General features: G+C 73.3%; 16 protein-coding genes. 7 read left to right on the top strand and 9 right to left on the bottom strand.

What is annotated here, in order from left to right:
- Nucleotides 1-22: 22 nt before the first annotated feature.
- Together ACFYT9_RS21580 and ACFYT9_RS21575 are read right to left on the bottom strand one after the other, a co-directional pair.
- A complete protein-coding gene (locus ACFYT9_RS21580; protein WP_389166186.1) occupies nucleotides 23-934 on the bottom strand; it encodes a hypothetical protein in 912 nt (303 codons plus the stop codon).
- Between the two features lie 258 nt (nucleotides 935-1,192).
- Complete coding sequence (locus tag ACFYT9_RS21575; protein ID WP_389166183.1) at nucleotides 1,193-2,842, bottom strand: FAD-binding oxidoreductase; 1,650 nt, start codon at nucleotides 2,840-2,842, stop codon at nucleotides 1,193-1,195.
- Nucleotides 2,843-2,912: 70 nt separating this feature from the next.
- Here ACFYT9_RS21575 and ACFYT9_RS21570 point away from each other — a divergent pair, with 70 nt between their 5' ends.
- Both ACFYT9_RS21570 and ACFYT9_RS21565 read left to right on the top strand, forming a co-directional pair.
- Nucleotides 2,913-3,551 carry a TetR/AcrR family transcriptional regulator gene (locus ACFYT9_RS21570; RefSeq protein ID WP_389166181.1) on the top strand — a complete coding sequence of 213 codons (639 nt, stop codon included), beginning with the start codon at nucleotides 2,913-2,915 and terminating at the stop codon, nucleotides 3,549-3,551.
- A gap of 250 nt (nucleotides 3,552-3,801) precedes the next feature.
- Nucleotides 3,802-5,031: a metallophosphoesterase gene (locus ACFYT9_RS21565; RefSeq protein ID WP_389166178.1), complete on the top strand. Its 1,230-nt coding sequence runs from the start codon at nucleotides 3,802-3,804 to the stop codon at nucleotides 5,029-5,031.
- Nucleotides 5,032-5,157: 126 nt separating this feature from the next.
- Here the strand turns inward: ACFYT9_RS21565 and ACFYT9_RS21560 are convergent, their stop codons facing one another.
- Nucleotides 5,158-5,718, bottom strand: coding sequence for a hypothetical protein (locus ACFYT9_RS21560; protein WP_389166176.1), 561 nt, complete (start codon nucleotides 5,716-5,718; stop codon nucleotides 5,158-5,160).
- Nucleotides 5,719-5,751: 33 nt separating this feature from the next.
- Nucleotides 5,752-5,970, bottom strand: coding sequence for a hypothetical protein (locus tag ACFYT9_RS21555; protein ID WP_376601790.1), 219 nt, complete (start codon nucleotides 5,968-5,970; stop codon nucleotides 5,752-5,754).
- A gap of 294 nt (nucleotides 5,971-6,264) precedes the next feature.
- Between ACFYT9_RS21555 and ACFYT9_RS21550 the strand changes: the two genes are divergently transcribed.
- A complete protein-coding gene (locus ACFYT9_RS21550) occupies nucleotides 6,265-7,008 on the top strand; it encodes an SDR family NAD(P)-dependent oxidoreductase (protein WP_376601788.1) in 744 nt (247 codons plus the stop codon).
- Nucleotides 7,009-7,156: 148 nt separating this feature from the next.
- On the opposite strand, the gene ACFYT9_RS21545 is transcribed toward ACFYT9_RS21550, so the two are convergent.
- Together ACFYT9_RS21545 and ACFYT9_RS21540 are read right to left on the bottom strand one after the other, a co-directional pair.
- Complete coding sequence (locus ACFYT9_RS21545; protein ID WP_389166173.1) at nucleotides 7,157-7,360, bottom strand: DUF5708 family protein; 204 nt, start codon at nucleotides 7,358-7,360, stop codon at nucleotides 7,157-7,159.
- Between the two features lie 279 nt (nucleotides 7,361-7,639).
- Nucleotides 7,640-8,083: a TIGR03618 family F420-dependent PPOX class oxidoreductase gene (locus ACFYT9_RS21540; protein ID WP_389166171.1), complete on the bottom strand. Its 444-nt coding sequence runs from the start codon at nucleotides 8,081-8,083 to the stop codon at nucleotides 7,640-7,642.
- A gap of 238 nt (nucleotides 8,084-8,321) precedes the next feature.
- Here ACFYT9_RS21540 and ACFYT9_RS21535 point away from each other — a divergent pair, with 238 nt between their 5' ends.
- Together ACFYT9_RS21535 and ACFYT9_RS21530 are read left to right on the top strand one after the other, a co-directional pair.
- Nucleotides 8,322-9,059 (top strand): ATP-grasp domain-containing protein, encoded by a 738-nt coding sequence (locus ACFYT9_RS21535; protein WP_389166329.1) that lies wholly within the window; start codon nucleotides 8,322-8,324, stop codon nucleotides 9,057-9,059.
- A gap of 203 nt (nucleotides 9,060-9,262) precedes the next feature.
- Complete coding sequence (locus tag ACFYT9_RS21530) at nucleotides 9,263-9,919, top strand: hypothetical protein (RefSeq protein WP_389166168.1); 657 nt, start codon at nucleotides 9,263-9,265, stop codon at nucleotides 9,917-9,919.
- A gap of 69 nt (nucleotides 9,920-9,988) precedes the next feature.
- Here the strand turns inward: ACFYT9_RS21530 and ACFYT9_RS21525 are convergent, their stop codons facing one another.
- Nucleotides 9,989-10,423: a hypothetical protein gene (locus tag ACFYT9_RS21525; RefSeq protein ID WP_389166166.1), complete on the bottom strand. Its 435-nt coding sequence runs from the start codon at nucleotides 10,421-10,423 to the stop codon at nucleotides 9,989-9,991.
- A 33-nt stretch (nucleotides 10,424-10,456) separates the two neighbouring features.
- A complete protein-coding gene (locus ACFYT9_RS21520) occupies nucleotides 10,457-10,852 on the bottom strand; it encodes a hypothetical protein (RefSeq protein WP_389166165.1) in 396 nt (131 codons plus the stop codon).
- Between the two features lie 219 nt (nucleotides 10,853-11,071).
- On the opposite strand from ACFYT9_RS21520, the gene ACFYT9_RS21515 reads away from it, so the two are divergent.
- Entirely contained in the window at nucleotides 11,072-13,897 is a 2,826-nt protein-coding gene (locus ACFYT9_RS21515) for a BTAD domain-containing putative transcriptional regulator (protein WP_389166163.1), read from the top strand.
- 138 nt (nucleotides 13,898-14,035) lie between these two features.
- Here ACFYT9_RS21515 and ACFYT9_RS21510 read toward each other — a convergent pair whose 3' ends face one another.
- Complete coding sequence (locus ACFYT9_RS21510; protein WP_389166161.1) at nucleotides 14,036-14,716, bottom strand: NAD(P)H oxidoreductase; 681 nt, start codon at nucleotides 14,714-14,716, stop codon at nucleotides 14,036-14,038.
- A gap of 110 nt (nucleotides 14,717-14,826) precedes the next feature.
- On the opposite strand from ACFYT9_RS21510, the gene ACFYT9_RS21505 reads away from it, so the two are divergent.
- Complete coding sequence (locus ACFYT9_RS21505) at nucleotides 14,827-15,759, top strand: AraC family transcriptional regulator (RefSeq protein ID WP_389166159.1); 933 nt, start codon at nucleotides 14,827-14,829, stop codon at nucleotides 15,757-15,759.
- Nucleotides 15,760-15,783 lie beyond the last annotated feature (24 nt).

Here is a 15,783-nt window from a genome sequence, read left to right as displayed (position 1 = left end):
TGGCGCGGATCGCTCGCGGTGCTCAGGGGCGGGTGCCGTTCGGCGGGAAGGCGAGGCTCGTCGGCGTGTTCAGGCCGGTGGTGGGGAGGGTGGTCTGGCCGCCGCCCGTCTCCTGGACGCGGACCACCCGGTCGTTGAAGCCGTCGGCGATGTACAGGCCGCCGCAGCCGTCGAGCGCGAGGCCGAGCGGGCCGCTGAGACCGGTGGTGGGGACGGTGGTCCGGCCGCCGTCCTCCGCGATCCTGATCACGCGGTTGTTGCCGCTGTCGGCGATGTACAGGTCTCCCGTGGCGCTGAGTGCCAGGCCGGTGGGCTGCGAGAGGCCCTGGGCGGGGACCGTGGACTGGCCGCTGCCGTCCCCGGCCACCTTGACGACGCGGTCGTTGACGAAGTCGGAGACGTACAGGTTCCCGGCGGCGTCCAGTGCCAGACCCCAGGGGTGCAGCAGCCCCGTGGTCGGTACGGTCGTCTGTGTGCCGCTCGCCAGGGACACCTTCACGACGCGGTCGTTGAAGCTGTCGGCGACGTAGAGGTTCCCCGTCCGGTCGAGGGCGAGGCCGAGGGGGCGCGAGAGGCCGTCGGTGGGGACGGTGGACTGGCCGCCGCCGTTCGCCGCCCTCACGACCACGCGGTTGTTGCCGGTGTCCGACACGTAGAGGCGGCCCGACGCGTCCCAGACCATGCCGGTCGGCCGTACGAGGCCCTCGAAGGGCACGGTCGTCTGTTCGCCGCCACGCGGGGGAAGGGTGACGACGCGGTTGTTGCCGTAGTCGGACACGTACAGGGGCGCGTGCGCCGGGGTACGGCCGTCCTGCGGCGGGGCCGCGTCCGCCGCCGTCGCGGGCAGCGCGCACAGCGCCGCGAGGCCGAGCGCGGCGGCGAGCCGGCGGGCCCACCGGCGCGTGGCGCGCCCTTGCGGGAGTGCGAGCGTCACCGTTCCGGGCCTGGTCGTCGTACGTACCATGACTCCCTCTCGGGTCCGAGTGGCCGGCCCACTGCCGCGCCTGCGCCGACCCTAGGAAGTGGCACCGGAAGATACGGGAACCACGCCGACCGTCCTCCGCGGGCCACTCCAATGTCCCGGGCGGGTGCGGGCCGACGGGGGCAGGGGGCCGGATGCCGGCTCCCCTGCCCTCGCGGGTACGTCGCCGCACGAGGGTGCAGCTCGCGCGGCAGCACGGCAGCTCCCCGCTCAGTCGAGAAGGACGCCGGGGTTCAGGATGCGGTGGGGGTCCAGGGCGTCCTTGGCCGCGCGCAGTGCCAGCGCGAAGGGCTCCGGGCGCTGGAGGTCGTAGCCGGCGCGGTGGTCGCGGCCGACGGCGTGGTGGTGCGTGATCGTGGCACGGTGGCGGTGCAGGATCTCGCCGGCGACGGCCTTGATGTCGTCCCAGACCTGGACCTCGTCACCGGGCCGCCCGGCCACGGCCACGGTGAAATAGGGCGCGGCCCCGTCGGGGTACACGTGGGTCAGGCGGCAGTTGATGGTGGCCGGGTGGCCGGTGATCTTCAGGGCGGCGGCACCCACCTCCGTACGGACGGCGTCGATCAGGGCGGGGATCCTGTCCCAGGTGGCAGCGGTCTCGAAGGTCTCGACGACGGCGCCCATGCGGGCCAGACCGTCCCGCAGGTAGGGCATGCGCAGGAACGCCGAACGCCAGGCGTTCACGGCCGAGCCGGCCGAGCCGTCCGGGGCGGACGCGGAGGGTGAGGAGGGCGACGCGGTCGAGGAGCCGCCGTCCGCCGTCGGCGTCTCGGTTCGGCCGCCGTGGGCGCGGGCCATCTCCACCGCGCTCGCGAGACGGTCGCCGACAGGTCCGGTGGCGGATTCGAAGCCCAGGACCAGGACGGAGGAGCCGTCGTGGGAGGCGCCGGAGAGGAGGGCCTCACCGGCGTCCAGGAGGCGGCAGTTGGCCGGGGCGAGGTCGGACTGGGCGATGGCGCGTACGGCGTCCAGCGCGTGGTGGAAGTCGGCGAAGGCCACCGACGCGGAGGCTTTGTGGCGAGGACGCTCCTGCAGGCGCATCCACGCCTCCGTGATGACGCCGAGCGCGCCCTCGGACCCGAGGAAGAACCGGTCGGGCGACGGGCCGGCACCGGAGGCGGGCAGGCGCCAGGAGGTACCGGCTCCGGCGGGTGTGATCACGCGCAGGGACTGCACGAAGTCGTCGATGTGGGTACGGCCGGTGGCGTAGTGGCCACCGGCCCGGGTGGCCAGCCAGCCGCCCAGGGTGGAGAACTCGAAGCTCTGCGGGAAGTGGCGCAGGGTGAGGCCGTGGGGCCGCAACTGCTCCTCCAGCACGGGGCCGAGGGCTCCCGCCTGGATGCGGGCCGCGCGGCCGGCGGTGTCGATCTCCAGCACGCGGTCCATCGAGGTCAGGTCGAGCGACAGCACGGCGCGGTGGGCGTCGCCGCGGTACTCCACGCCGCCGACGACCGAGGAGCCTCCGCCGAAGGGTATGACGGCCACGTCGTGCTCGCCGGCCCAGTCCAGCAGGTCGGCCACCTCGCGGTCGCCGGTGGGGTGCGCGACGAGATCGGGGATCCGGCCGGGGCGGCCCCGCAGGGCCCGGACGACGTCGCGGTACGCCTTGCCCATGGCGTGGGCGGCGCGCGCCGGCGGATCTCCGGTGACCAGGTGCGCCAGGGAGGGCGGGGGCGTCACGGCGGGCCCGGCGACGGCCAGGTCGGCGATACGGGGCACGGGCAGCGGGCGGGCCAGGGTGCCTGGGAGCAGGGCCCCCATCGCAGTGCATTCGGCGTCGTCGAGGTGGGCGTCGGCATGGCCCCAGCCCCACCAGGAACGGGTGCGGGCGGAGCGGGGCTCGGAGGGGATCGCGGACATGAGCGTGCTCCCGGTCGGGTCCGATGGAATTTACCCAGCGGTAAATTACCTTAGGGTAAGATCTGTTCCCATGACAACGCTCTCCTCCAGGGCCGGCACAAAGGGCGTGCCGAGAGCCGATCGCGAACAGCAGATCCTGGCCGCGGCCACCGAGGAGTTCGGCCTCCACGGCTACGAGGCGACCACCGTGGCCGCCATCGCCGTACGGGTCGGCGTGACCAAGCCGCTGCTGCACCAGTACTTCGGCAGCAAGCAGGGCCTCTACCTCGCCTGCCTCGACCCGATCGGCGACCGGCTGCTGCACGCCATCCGCACCGCCATGGACGGACACGACACCGCCGCGCCGTCCACCCCCCTGCGCGTCCTGAGCGCCCTCTTCACCGCGCTCGACGCGCAACGAAGGGCCTGGTTCGTGCTCCACGACCCGTCGCTGCCGCCCGGCAGCGACGCCGCCCGGCGCGCCGCGCACTACCGCGACGCGATCGACGGCCTCGCCGCGACCGGCACCGCCGAACTCCTGCGCACGGCCGGAACCACCGACCCCCTGGACGCCGACGCCCTCAAGTACGCCTGGCGCGGCCTGTGCACCGCTCTGGTCAGATGGTGGATCGAGCACCCCGACCAGTCGCCCGAGGCCATGACCCGGCGCTGCGCCCGCATCGTCCGGGCCGCCCACACCGTCTTCGCAGCCGACGACGACAGCCCGTGAGCCGGACACTGACGCGCGCCCGTCCCCTCCGCTGCCGCGCCATGCTCTGCGATCCGCATCGCGCGTTTCCGCGATCCGCATCGCTCGTTTCCGAGGGTCCGGATCCCGCGCCCCTGGAGCCTCGCCCCGTGCAGCGCGGGTGGAGCGGACCTCAGCGGCGGACAATGGACTCTCCAGCGAGACTCCGGTGAGCGAGACCGGAACAGAACCGGAGCAGAGCCGGAACGGACAGCACCTCAGGAGGGGAAGCGTGACAGATACCAGCAACACCCGATCCGCCGGACCGGAGGCGCACGAGGGACAAGGGGCGTCGTCGAGCCGATTGCGGCGCCTGATGCGCTGGATCCCCTTGATCGCCCCGCTCCTGCTGTGGGCCGTGCCCTGCTGGGTTCTCCTGCACACCGGTCAGCGCTGGCCGATGTCCGTCACCGTGACCGGCACCGCGCTGTTCGCCCTCGGCCTGGTCGTGATGCCGCTCGCCATGGTTCGCGGCCACGGCCGTCGCCAGCAGGACGGGGCGGCGATCGTCGGCGACACGCTGCTGGGCGTCAGCTGGGTGCTGTTCACCTGGTCCGTTCTCCTCGGTGTCCTGCTGCGGCTCGCCCTGGCCGTGGCCGGTGTCGGTGACGGCCAGAGCCGGGCTCGCCTCGTCACCTGGGCCGTCCTCGGCACGGCCGCCGTTCTGCTCGCATGGGGGTACGCCGAAGCCCGGCGCGTGCCGCGCGTCCGCCGGCTCGACGTACCGCTTCCCCGTCTGGGCGCCGGTCTGGACGGCACCCGAGTCGTGCTGATCACCGACACCCACTACGGTCCCCTCGACCGCGCCCGCTGGTCGGCACGGGTCTGCGAGACGGTCAACGGGCTGGACGCCGATCTGGTGTGCCACACCGGTGACATCGCGGACGGCACGGCCGAACGCCGGCGCTCCCAGGCCGCGCCCCTGGGCACCGTGCGGGCGAAGCGGGCCCTGGTCTACGTCACCGGCAACCACGAGTACTACAGCGAGGCCCAGGGCTGGGTCGACCTGATGGGCGAACTCGGCTGGGAGCCGCTGCGCAACCGGCACCTGCTGCTCGAACGCGGCGGGGACACGCTCGTGGTGGCGGGTGTCGACGACGTCACGGCCGAGTCCTCGGGGCTGGCGGGGCACCGCGCCCACCTCGACGGAGCCCTCCAGGGCACCGATCCCGAGCTGCCCGTCCTCCTCCTCGCCCACCAGCCCAAGTTCGTCGACCGGGCGGCGGCCCACGGGATCGACCTCCAGATCTCCGGCCACACCCACGGCGGCCAGATCTGGCCCTTCCACCACCTGGTTCGTGTCGACCAGCCCACCGTCGCCGGCCTCAGCCGCCACGGCGCCCGCACGCTCCTCTACACGAGCCGCGGCACCGGCTTCTGGGGGCCGCCCTTCCGCGTCTTCGCCCCCAGCGAGATCACCCTGCTCGTCCTTCGCTCCGCGCCGCCGACCGGCTCGCCGTAGGTCGCCCTGTCGGCCGGGCACCGGAATCCGGAGTGACCGGGCGTGCCCGGGACTGCGCGAGAGCGGCCCCACCCGAGGTTCCGGGTGGGGCCGCTCGGCGCTTTCGCCACTCGACGGGTCACGCGCTCACGCTGAACTTCGCGAGGGCGTGGCGGCCGGGCGGGGCTCGTCGGCCTCGTGCGCCTCCTGCACCTCGCTCGCCTCCCCCGCCTCGTTCGCGTCCTTCTCCGCGATCCACGCGTCGAGCTGTTCGCGCGTGGTGGCGGGGTCGGCGACCAGAGCGCCCAGGTCGTCGCCCTCGACGACGGTGGTGGCGACGGCGGGGCAGCGGCGGCAGCCGTCCACGCCGACCTGGGCCCACCACTTGCAGTGGGCCCGCAGATGACACCGCGGTACGTTCCGGTCCTCGTCGGCGGGTGTGGCCGCCACCCGCTCCACCAGGGTGCAGTCGTTGCCCCTGCGGTGCAGGCAGGCGCTGACGCAGTGCGACGCGAAGCGCAGCACCCTGGTCGGCTCCACGCCCTCCGGGACGAGCGGGAGAACGTCACGGGCCGGGACGGGGTCGGCGAGGTACACGACCTCCCCGCCCTGACCGGAGCGGACTCCCAGCACGACCGCCTCCGGGGCGTCGGGCCTGCCGCTCGGACACCAGGTGCTCTCCTGCTCGGAACGGTCCGCGGTGATCATCTCTGGGCCTCCTCCTCGGTCCGCCGCTGTCCGCTAGACGATCTGGCCGGCACAGGCCGGCGTGCAGGAGGCGGCCAGGCGCTCCTGCGCGACGGCCTCGCCGAGGTGCGCCCGCAGCTCGGCCGAGCTGATCCGCTGCGGCCCGGACGACGAGGACTGCGCGGACGCGGTGCCGGCGCCACCGATGAGCAGCGCGGCGGCGGCAGCGGCGACCGCGGCCCCGCCGATGGCGGAACGACCCGAATGCGACATGTCGAAACCTCCTGGATTGTCCTGTGAAAGGGAGACGTAGGAGGACGGTAGGGCCCGCCTGCCGCGGCGGGCGGCAGTCCGGGGCGGCAGCTTCGGCGCCCGCGCCGGCGCGGTGAGACCGCGGCGGCCGGGCTCGGCGCGATCGCCACGGACCGGCCCGCGGACGTCGACTGCCGCTCCGTACGCGCTCCTTGCGGACGCCCGCCCTGCGCCTCGGGATCGCAGAACCAGGCGCGTGCTCGTCTGGCATGATCGGAGCGGGCGCGGCAGAGCTGACACGAGAGGCACTGCCGTATGAGCAAGGAACAGCGCGTCGCACTGGTCACCGGGTCGTCGTCGGGCATCGGGGCTGCCGTGGCCAGGCGGCTGGCGGCCGCGGGGGTCCGCGTCGTGGTCAACTCCGCGCGCTCCGTCGAGGCCGGCGAGAAGCTGGCCGCCGAACTGCCGGGCGCCGTCTACGTCCAGGCGGACGTGGCCGACGAAGCGGAGGCCAAGCGACTCGTGCGGACCGCGGCCGACACCTACGGACGGCTCGACATCCTGGTGAACAACGCGGGCACCACGCGCTTCATCGACCATGCCGACTTCGAGGCCGCCGGTCCCGAGGTGTGGCGCGAGATCAACGAGGTCAACGTCATCGCGGTCTGGCAGACCACGGTCGCCGCGATCCCGTTCCTGAAGGCTTCGGGAGCGGGCAGCATCGTCAACGTGTCCTCGCAGGCGGGCCTGTTCGCCAACGGCAGCTCGATCCCCTACGCCGTGAGCAAGGCGGCCCTCAACCACATGACGCGACTGCTCGCCAAGCAGCTGGGTCCGGACGGCGTGCGGGTCAACGCGGTCGCGCCCGGGCTGATCGACACCCCTTGGTACCGCGGCCTGGAAGGCATGGACAAGGTGATGGACGAGGTCGCGCAGCGGCTGCCGCTGCGCCGGGTCGGGACCGCCGAGGACATCGCGGAGGCCGTGTGCGACCTCGCCGACGCCTCGTACATCACGGGCGAGGTGGTTCTGGTCGACGGCGGTGGGCACCTGCTGTGACCCCGTCGAGAGTCGGCGGGGTCGGCAGGGGGTCTGCCGGCCGGTGGCGATGACGGGCGTGGCGCCGGAGACCGATGGATCGCACACGACGCCGGCGGCGGGGCCGTCCCGGCTCGCCGGGCGCCCTCGCCGCCCGCGGCAGGGCCGGTCAGGAGCTGGACTTACCGCTCCCGCTGCTCGCTGTCCGGTACATGCCGTAGAGGATCTCGATGCCGCCGACGACCATCAGCACGACGCCCACCTTTGTGAGTGTGAAGACGGGGTTCTCGACATCCCCGGTGAACAGGCGGAGTGCGAGCCCGATGCCGAACAGGACGGCGCCTTCTGCGAAGTACTTGGTGGGGGATGCCATGGTGCTCGTCTCCTCGAGTCTCAGAGTCGGCAGCACAGGCCTGTTCACTCATCACTCCTCAGGCTAGGACGGCCCGGGACGGGCAACCTCCACCCGCAGGATGACTCGCACCCCCCTCCTTCGTCGGACCGGAGAACGTGGTGACTCCTCCTCTTCACCGAGCGGCGCATGTTCGCAGATGCACATCATGTGGCGATACGACGGAGCGGGCGCTCCGTCGATCCCGCGGGGACGACGCGGGCGGCGCACGCCCGGGCCGCGTCGCGAAGATGCGGCCCGTCAGGGAGCGGGGACGGGGCCTCCGGGCCTGAACCGCTCGACCCCGACGATGTGCCGTACCTTGACCGGACGCACGATCACCGCGACCCGCCGCTCCCCCGGCATGGTCCACGCGTAGTCGCCGCCCAGGTACTTGCGGGACAAGCGGTCCATCCGGTCATGTGCCTCCTCGCCCTCGATGAAGCGGGCCACGACGCCGCTGATCTGCACGCGGTCGAAGGGATCGGCGGCGTCGGCGTGCGAGAGGTAGACGCGGGGATCGCGGCGCGGGTTCTCCTCCTTCACCCGGCCCACCGAGGTGTTGAACGTCAGCTCCCCCTGCCCTTCGAGATCCACCCACATCGGGCTCACCTGCGGTGCTCCGTCGGCGAACACGGTCCCGACGTACCAGATGTGGGGGGCCCGCAGCCGGGCGCGGACAACTTCGTCGAATGTCGCGGTCATCCTGGGAGGGTACTCACCGTGATCGAGAGAGTTCGGGGGAAACCGCGGAAGCCGCGCGCCTCCTCACGGCGCGCTGCCACGGCCGGCCCGCCTTCAGCCCTTCGCCCCTCGGGCCCTCGACCCCTCCGGCCAGGGATTCTCGGCTGCGGTGGCGAGCACCGTCCGGCTACCGTGACGGTCTCGCGGAGCACAGGGGGGATACGCGGTGCTGGTCATGCCCGGACGGCGGACGTCGACGATGGAACTGCTGGCCGTCGAGGCGGCGGGCCGAGGGATGCCGGTCAGGGCGGCGGAGGAGCCCGGCCTGGCGGGTCCCGCGTACTGGTACGGGGGCCCGATCGCGGGTGCGCGATTGGCCGGCCGCCTCGGGTTCGCGTTGCTGGAGCCGTCGGACGGCTGGCTCGCCGAGCTGCCGGAGGAGTTCACCGGACGCCGGGTACGGGCCGCGACCGTCGCGGACGCGTGGGCGATCGACCGGCCGACGTTCGTCAAACCGCCCCGTGAGAAGTCCTTCCCCGCCGAGGTCTACACCGACGGTTCCCGCCTGCCCGGCACCCTGGACCCGGCGGCGCCGGTGCTGCTGTCCGACGTGGTGACCTTCGCGGCCGAGTACCGGCTGTTCCTGCTGGACGGCCGGATCGCCACGGCGAGCCGGTACGCGGTGTTCGGCCGCCTCGACCCCCGCCCGCTCGGCGCGGACCGCGCGGACCGGGTTGTCGCCGCACAGATCTCGGAGTTCGTCGACGGGCTGACCGCCGAAGCCGGGAACACGCTGCCGAGTGCGGTCGTCGTGGACGTCGGGCAGCTGCTGGACCCGTATCGCGCGGGCCACCGCTGGGCCGTGGTGGAGGCCAACATGGCGTGGTTCTCGCACGCCTACGCGGCCGACCCGGCACGGGTGTTGGACGTGGTCCTGCGGGCGGCGGGGCCGCGCGAGCACGTGCGACCGCGTGACGGGGCGTTCGCACGATGCTGACCCGCGTCCGCGCCTGAGCCCGCGCCGGCCGAGCCTCGCCGGGCCTCCCCACCCCGCCACAGGCCCGGCGTGCCCTGCCGGGCAGCCGCCTCGCGCCCTCGATCCCGGCTTTCCGGAAACCCGTGGTGCTCGCGCCGGAGAGATGATGGGCTGCGACTCGCGAAAAATCCACTGAATCGTCCGCCGTACCGCAAGGGAGAGGCATGGGACTGCGCGTCCTCGTCCACCGGGCCCGCAGGGGAGCCGAAGAGTTGCGGGTCATCCGCCCCGCCCAGCCGCCGGCCCGTGCGGTGCTCCTCGACCACGACCGGTACCTGGGTGCCTACATCGACGAGCACGCCGCCCGGAGCATCGCCGAGCTCTGGCTGCTCGCCGCCCGGTCGCCCCGCTCCCTGATCCACGTGCCCCTGCGGGCCAACGCCATGCCGGCCCACGCGGTGCCGGACGGGTTCGGGCCGCCGCTCGACCTCGTACTCCTGCACCATTCGCTCCAGTTCGCGGCCTCGGACTGGAAGCAGGTGCGGCGCCGCCTCGGCCCGGGCCGCCCCCAGACCGTGAGCCTGCGCGAGGCGGAGGCGGAGGCTCCCGCCGTCGACCACGAGGCCCGTCATCATCGAGAGAACCGCGACCTGTTCCACGAGCACCTCCATGCGGAGACGCTGTTCATGACCGGCAGCGCGAAGGTCTTCCGGGACACCGCACAGCACTTCCTCGACGTGTCCCGGAACGGTCCCCTGCACTCCCCCGACCGCCACAGCCACGCGCACTACTGCACGCGGCTGTACGCGGACGCCGGCATTCTCGGAAACGCGCGCGAACTGCACATCGAGTACTGCGACCAGTGGGAAGCCTCCGCCTGACCGGGCTCCCGAGGGGCCCGCACGGGGCGGGTGGCCGACTGCGCGGGCACGGGGTTGAGCAACCCCCCGTCAACCGACCCCCAGATAGCCCTCGGGGAGAGGACTCAGGGCCCCGTCGACCCACCAGAACAGCGTCGCTCCCACCGCCAGCAGGACGCCGGCCCCCGCCAGGAGCCCGGCGGCCTTCGGGTGTCGCCGCGGGTCCGAGAACGCCGAGAGGATCAGGAGCGGGGCCGACGGGGCGAAGACGAGCATCCCGACCCAGGAGCCGCACAGCGACCACGGCAGCAGCACCGCCGAGATGATCCCGGCGGCCACCGGGAAGGCGGCGGGCCGGGCGCAGAGGAGCAGCGGTACGGCGGTCAGCGCCGCGGTCACGACGACGAAGGGGAAGACGAAGAGGGGTGACCCCGAGGCGAAGACCGGGATCAGCGGGACGACCACGGCACACACGGCCAGGCCGAACTGCCACGGATGGACGGCTTCTCGCACGGTGAACCGCATGGTCGCCCCCACAACTCGACACTTTGAACGCGTTCAAGATAGCCCATCCGATGGCGGCTCCATGCGCCCGCCCCCATCGTCCGTCCCGTCCTCGGCGCGGCGCCGGCGCGGGATCGCGGCGGCGGGGAGGCCGGCGGAGTCCGGATCGGCGTGGCAGGCGTGTGCGAGGACCTCGCGGACAGCGGCCCGCAGGTCGGGCAGGCCGGTGGCCACGCGGTCGTCGGCGAAGATCCGGCCCGGGCGGAAGCGGGCGTACGCGCACCAGGTGCCGTCGTCGTCCCGGATCGCCCGGCCGACCGGGAAGCCACCGGGAAATCCGTCGTCCAGGCAGACGTACACCACGCCTCCCCGCCCGGTGGGGCGGTCCGGGACCAGCAGGATCCCGCCCTGGTCCGACGGTGATGTCGGCGGTGTCGATTCGGCAGCCATGTCTCTGTCCCTCCAGCTCAGCGCCTCGACGGGTGGACGGCCCGAACGGTGTCCGAGCAGCGCCCGCCGTCATGTGCCCGGAACGGCGTTCCCGGATGGCCGGGACTCGGCGGGGCACTTGCGCGAGCGTCGCGGAAGCCGCTGCAATGCCGATGAAATTCCGATGACGGGAAGCGGAGGCATCACGTGGGGGCGCAACAGCCGCGACGGTTCCGGCTCATGCTGCTCGGGCCGGTGCGGCTCCGGCACGAGGACGTCCGGCTGCCGCTCGGGCCGGTCCGCCGCCAGGCGGTGCTGGTCGCGCTCGCGCTGCGCCCCGGTGCCCTGGTCACCCCTGAGCAGCTGCTCGATTCGGTCTGGGGCGACGATCCCCCGAAGAGCGGCCGGAGCGTGCTGCCCAGCTATGTGTACGCGCTGCGCCGGGATCTGGAGCTCCCGGGCGGCGAGCCGGGGAAGTCACTGATCCGCGGGGAGCGGGGCGGATACCGCCTGGACTCCGACCGGTTCACGCTCGATCTGACCGATCTCGCCGCACACACCGACGCCGCCCGACGGGCGAGGACGGCCGGTGACCCGGCCGGTGCCGCCGAGCAACTGGCCCGCGCACTGGCGCTGTTCGACGGTGAGCCACTGACCGGGCTGCCTGGGCCGTTCGCCCGGCAGGAGCGCGAGCGGCTGCTGAACCGGCGGCGTGAGGCCCGCGTACAGCGCCTGGAGTGTCTGGTCGACCTGGGCCGGTACGGCGAGGTCCTCGACGATCTCGCCGAGCTGTGCGCGTCCGGCCCGTACGACGAGCCGCTCGCCGCACTGCGGATGCGGGCCCTGCACGGCAGCGGCCGCCAGGGCGAGGCCCTCACCGTCTTCGCGGACCTGAGCCGGCTCCTGCGCACCGAGCTGGGCGCGAGCCCCGGGGACGCGCTCAGCCGGGTGCACGAGGCCATCCTGCGCGGGGACGCGGCCGCACCGCCCGGCTCGCCCGCGCCCGCCCGCCGCGCCGTCAACGAACTGCCCGGCGACGCGGGCCGCTTGATCGGGCGGCAGACCGAGCTGGCCCGGCTGACGGGCGCCGCGACTCCCGGGGCCGTGACCGTCCGCACCGTCGACGGACCGGCGGGCGTGGGCAAGTCGGCCCTCGTCGTACGCGCGGCCCGCGAGCTGAGCGGCGAGTTCCCGGACGGTTGTCTCTACGTGGACCTACGGGCCCACAGCGCACAGGGGCGGCAGACGCCCGTGCGGACCCTGCAACGGCTGCTGCGCACACTGAGCACCGAGACCGGCGAACTCCCCGGCGAACTGGACGATCTGGTCTCCGTCTGGCGGACCGCCACCAGCGGGCTGCGGCTGCTGATGGTCGTGGACGACGCTCTGGACGCCGATCAGGTACGGCCCCTGCTGCCGGCGGGCGCGGGGAGCAGGGTCCTGGTGGCGGGCCGCCGCCGGCTCGGGGGGCTGGACGCCGATCTGCGGGTCACCCTGGAACCGCTGGAATCGGACGAGTCGGTGTCGCTGCTCGCCGACATCATCGGGGCACAGCGGTCGCACCAGGAGCCCGAGGCGATCCGGCGGCTGGCCTCGCTGTGCGACGGGCTCCCGCTCGCCCTGCGCCTGGCCGGTTCACGGCTGCAGAACCGGACCGGCTGGACCGTGGAGCACCTGGTGGGGCGGATGACGGGCGACGACCGGCTCGGGCAGCTGAGCGCGGGGGACCGCAGCGTGGAGACGGCGTTCCAGATGTCCTACGACCACCTGCCGCCCGAACAACGGCGCGCCTTCCGGGCTCTGGGGGTGACCCCGACCGTGGAGTTCGACACGCTGACTCCGGCGGCCATGCTGGGGCTTCCCGGCGCCGAGACCGAGGTGCTGCTGGAGGAACTCGTCGACACCAGCCTGGTCCAGCAGCCCCGGCCCGGCCGCTACCGGCTGCACGATCTCGTCCGGGCGCACGCGCGGCGGCTCGCGACGGCGACCCCGGGCGAGACCGCCGACGCGCGCGGGGCGGCGTTCCGTCTCCATCTGGACGCCGCCCGGATGGCCAGCGACTGGGGCGTCGACGGCTTCCCGACCGGTCCTCGGCCGCAGGCGGGTCCGTTCGCGGGCTGGCAGGAGGCACAGGCGTGGCTGGACAGGGCAGGAAGTGAACTGGCCGACGTCGTCGGTCACGCCGCGAGTGTGGGGGACGCCGATCACGCCTGCTGGCTGGCCGAGGCCCTGACCGACTACTTCGTCCGGCAGGGCCGCTACCACGAGGCCGAGACGACCGTGGAGACCGCTCTGGCCCACGTGGACGGGACGACGGATCCGCGGATGCGGCTCGCCCTGTGGAACTGCCTCGGTTACACGGCGATCCACCAGCGCCGGTACAAGCGGGCCCGCACGTGCCTGGAGCAGACCCTGGGACTGCTCGCGGACCGTCCCGACACCCATGAGGAGAGCCGGACCCGCACGGCCATGGGTGCCATGGCCCTGAGTCTGGGCGACGCGGGATCCGCCATCCGGCACACGACGGAGGGCCTCGCCCTCGCCAGGGGCATCGGCAGCGACTGGGTCGCGGCGACCGCCCTGGTCGTCCAGGGGCTGTCGTACTACTTCGACCGGCAGAACGAGCGGGCGCTGGCCTGCTTCAGCGACGCCCTCCCCCACGCGGAGGCCATCGGCCGCCCCCGCATGCTGGGCCGGGCGCTGAGCTGCGCCGCCGACGCCCACCTCCGGCTCGGGCGGTTCAAGCAGGCCAAGCACCACCTGCGGGCGGCGGTCGTCCTGGTCGACCAGGTCAGCGACTTCTTCCTCTGTGCCCGCAGTCTGACCCGGCTGGGTACGGCGGAACAGGCCGACGGCGACCCCGAGGCCGCCGTCGCCCTGCACCACCAGGCGCTGCGCCGGCACGCCTCCCTCTCCCGCCTCACCGAACCCAGTTACGACTGGCTGGAGATGGACATCCGCACCCGGCTCGGCCACGCCTGTCTGGCGACGGGGCGCTGGCGTCAGGCCGAACGCGAGTTCCAGGCGGTGCAGGACACGCACGCCCGCTCCAGGGCCGGCCGCTGACGCCCGCCGTCGCCGGCACCCGGCCTCCCGATTCGCCGGGCCGGGCCGCCGGGCCGGGCCGCCGAACCGGGGCCGCCGGGCCGGGCGCCGAGCCCCGCACGTACGGCCCCGGGGTCGGCGCGCGCGGTCCGGGGACGGTCAGACGGCGACGAGTTCGTCGGCGAGGAACTCCTCCACGAACTTCCCCGCCCGGCGGTCGAAGTCGGCGTACTGTGCCTCCCGTTCGGCGCCGCCGGCCGCTTCGCCAACCAGGAGATTGCCCTCGGCGTCGATGCGCTGCGGCCGCTCCTCCGCGTTCAGGAGCAGACCCACGGTGGAGCGGGTGAAGCCGCAGTAGTAGGCGATGCCGTCGCTCAGGTTGGCCTCCAGGGCGGCGTGCATCGACTCCGCGAGGGGGTCGTCGGCGGTGGCGCCGGCCAGGGCCAGCCACAGCATGCGCTTGCCCGCCAGACGGGGCTTGCTGCGACCGTACGCGAAGCCGTAGTTCCACACCCGGTCGATCCACCCCTTGAGGACGGCGGGCACGCTCTGCCAGTACACCGGGAAGACGGCGACGACGACGTCCGCGTCGAGGATCCGCCGCATGTGGGCCTGCGTCTCCTCCGAGTACGGCTTCTCCCGGTTGCCCCAGTCCGGCTGGTCCTCCACGTTCATCCGCGGGTCGAAGCCCTCGGCGTGCAGGTCGAGCAGGTCGATGCGGTATCCGGCCGCCTCCAGCTGGGCGGCCGCGCGGCGGGCGGTGTGGGCGGTGAGGGAATCGCTGCGGTGGTGCGCGACGACGACGAGGGCCGTCCTGGTGTCACTGCTGTGCTGCGGCACGGTGTCTCCCGAGGGCTCGATCGGTGCAGTGAGTCCAGTACAACCGTGGCGCCGTAGATGATCCATGGGAGAAACTCTCGACAACATAGGAGATCGTCTACGCTTGCGTCATGGATCCTCTGAGTTCACTCCTGAGCGGCATCCGCGCCGAGGGCTCGGTCGTCAGCCATGCCGTCCTGAAAGCCCCGTGGAGCATCACCTTCCCCGACGCCGCTCCGCTCACCATGGTGAGCGTGCTGCGCGGGGGCGGCACACTGCTGCTGTCCGACGGGACCGAGCGGGCGATCGGCGCGGGCGACACGACCATCGTCAAAGGACCCGCGCCGTTCCGTCTGGCGGACGAGCCGGCCACCGTCCGGCGCCCCCACGACGCGTACGAGATCCACTGCTTCACCGGAGACGCCGCGTGCGCGGACCAGGAACTCGGCGGCATCCACTGGGGCGACAGCCCGGAGGGCGCGACCGCGCTGATCGTGGGCGCCTACCGCGCCTCGGGGCACCGCCACGAACGACTCCTGCGCGCTCTTCCGCCCGTCCTCGTCGTGGCCGAGGACGCCGAGGTCTGCGCCTGGCTGGAGGACTCCGCCGCCGACGCCGCACGGCTCTCCGCCGGCTCCCAGGCGATGATGGACCGGCTCCTCGACTGGGCCCTCGTGTGCACGCTGCGCACCTGGTTCGACCGGGCGCGCGACGACGCCCCCGGCTGGTACCGCGGCCTCTCCGACCCGGTCCTCGCCCCCGCCCTGCACGCCCTCCACCGACGGCCGGCCGAGAGCTGGACGGTCGCGTCGCTGGCCGCCCAGGCCGGCGTCTCCCGGGCGCTGTTCGCCCGGCGCTTCAGCGAGCTGATGGGCCGTCCGCCCCTCGCCTACCTCACCGAGTGCCGCATGGACGACGCCGCCGCCCTCCTGGCCGACACCGACCTCAGCATCGCCAGCATCGCCAAGAGCGTGGGCTACGCCGACGCCTTCGGCTTCAGCAACGCCTTCAAGCGCCACAAGGGCCTCAGCCCCAGCACGTTCCGCACCACGACGGCAGCGTGAGGCACGGCCCCGTGGACGGCGCGT

Origin of the sequence: Streptomyces sp. NPDC004435 (assembly GCF_042873895.1) — a bacterium.
In the GTDB taxonomy this organism is placed as follows: domain Bacteria; phylum Actinomycetota; class Actinomycetes; order Streptomycetales; family Streptomycetaceae; genus Streptomyces.
This window is presented reverse-complemented; position numbering and strand designations above follow the sequence as displayed.

What these genes read in the sequence shown, in the direction of transcription:
- ACFYT9_RS21575 (WP_389166183.1), bottom strand. Translation starts at nt 2,842, where the DNA reads ATGTCCGCGATCCCCTCCGAGCCCCGCTCCGCCCGCACCCGTTCCTGG.
- ACFYT9_RS21570 (WP_389166181.1), top strand. Translation starts at nt 2,913, where the DNA reads ATGACAACGCTCTCCTCCAGGGCCGGCACAAAGGGCGTGCCGAGAGCC.
- ACFYT9_RS21560 (WP_389166176.1), bottom strand. Translation starts at nt 5,718, where the DNA reads ATGATCACCGCGGACCGTTCCGAGCAGGAGAGCACCTGGTGTCCGAGC.
- ACFYT9_RS21555 (WP_376601790.1), bottom strand. Translation starts at nt 5,970, where the DNA reads ATGTCGCATTCGGGTCGTTCCGCCATCGGCGGGGCCGCGGTCGCCGCT.
- ACFYT9_RS21550 (WP_376601788.1), top strand. Translation starts at nt 6,265, where the DNA reads ATGAGCAAGGAACAGCGCGTCGCACTGGTCACCGGGTCGTCGTCGGGC.
- ACFYT9_RS21545 (WP_389166173.1), bottom strand. Translation starts at nt 7,360, where the DNA reads ATGGCATCCCCCACCAAGTACTTCGCAGAAGGCGCCGTCCTGTTCGGC.
- ACFYT9_RS21540 (WP_389166171.1), bottom strand. Translation starts at nt 8,083, where the DNA reads ATGACCGCGACATTCGACGAAGTTGTCCGCGCCCGGCTGCGGGCCCCC.
- ACFYT9_RS21535 (WP_389166329.1), top strand. Translation starts at nt 8,322, where the DNA reads ATGGAACTGCTGGCCGTCGAGGCGGCGGGCCGAGGGATGCCGGTCAGG.
- ACFYT9_RS21530 (WP_389166168.1), top strand. Translation starts at nt 9,263, where the DNA reads ATGGGACTGCGCGTCCTCGTCCACCGGGCCCGCAGGGGAGCCGAAGAG.
- ACFYT9_RS21525 (WP_389166166.1), bottom strand. Translation starts at nt 10,423, where the DNA reads ATGCGGTTCACCGTGCGAGAAGCCGTCCATCCGTGGCAGTTCGGCCTG.
- ACFYT9_RS21520 (WP_389166165.1), bottom strand. Translation starts at nt 10,852, where the DNA reads ATGGCTGCCGAATCGACACCGCCGACATCACCGTCGGACCAGGGCGGG.
- ACFYT9_RS21515 (WP_389166163.1), top strand. Translation starts at nt 11,072, where the DNA reads ATGCTGCTCGGGCCGGTGCGGCTCCGGCACGAGGACGTCCGGCTGCCG.
- ACFYT9_RS21505 (WP_389166159.1), top strand. Translation starts at nt 14,827, where the DNA reads ATGGATCCTCTGAGTTCACTCCTGAGCGGCATCCGCGCCGAGGGCTCG.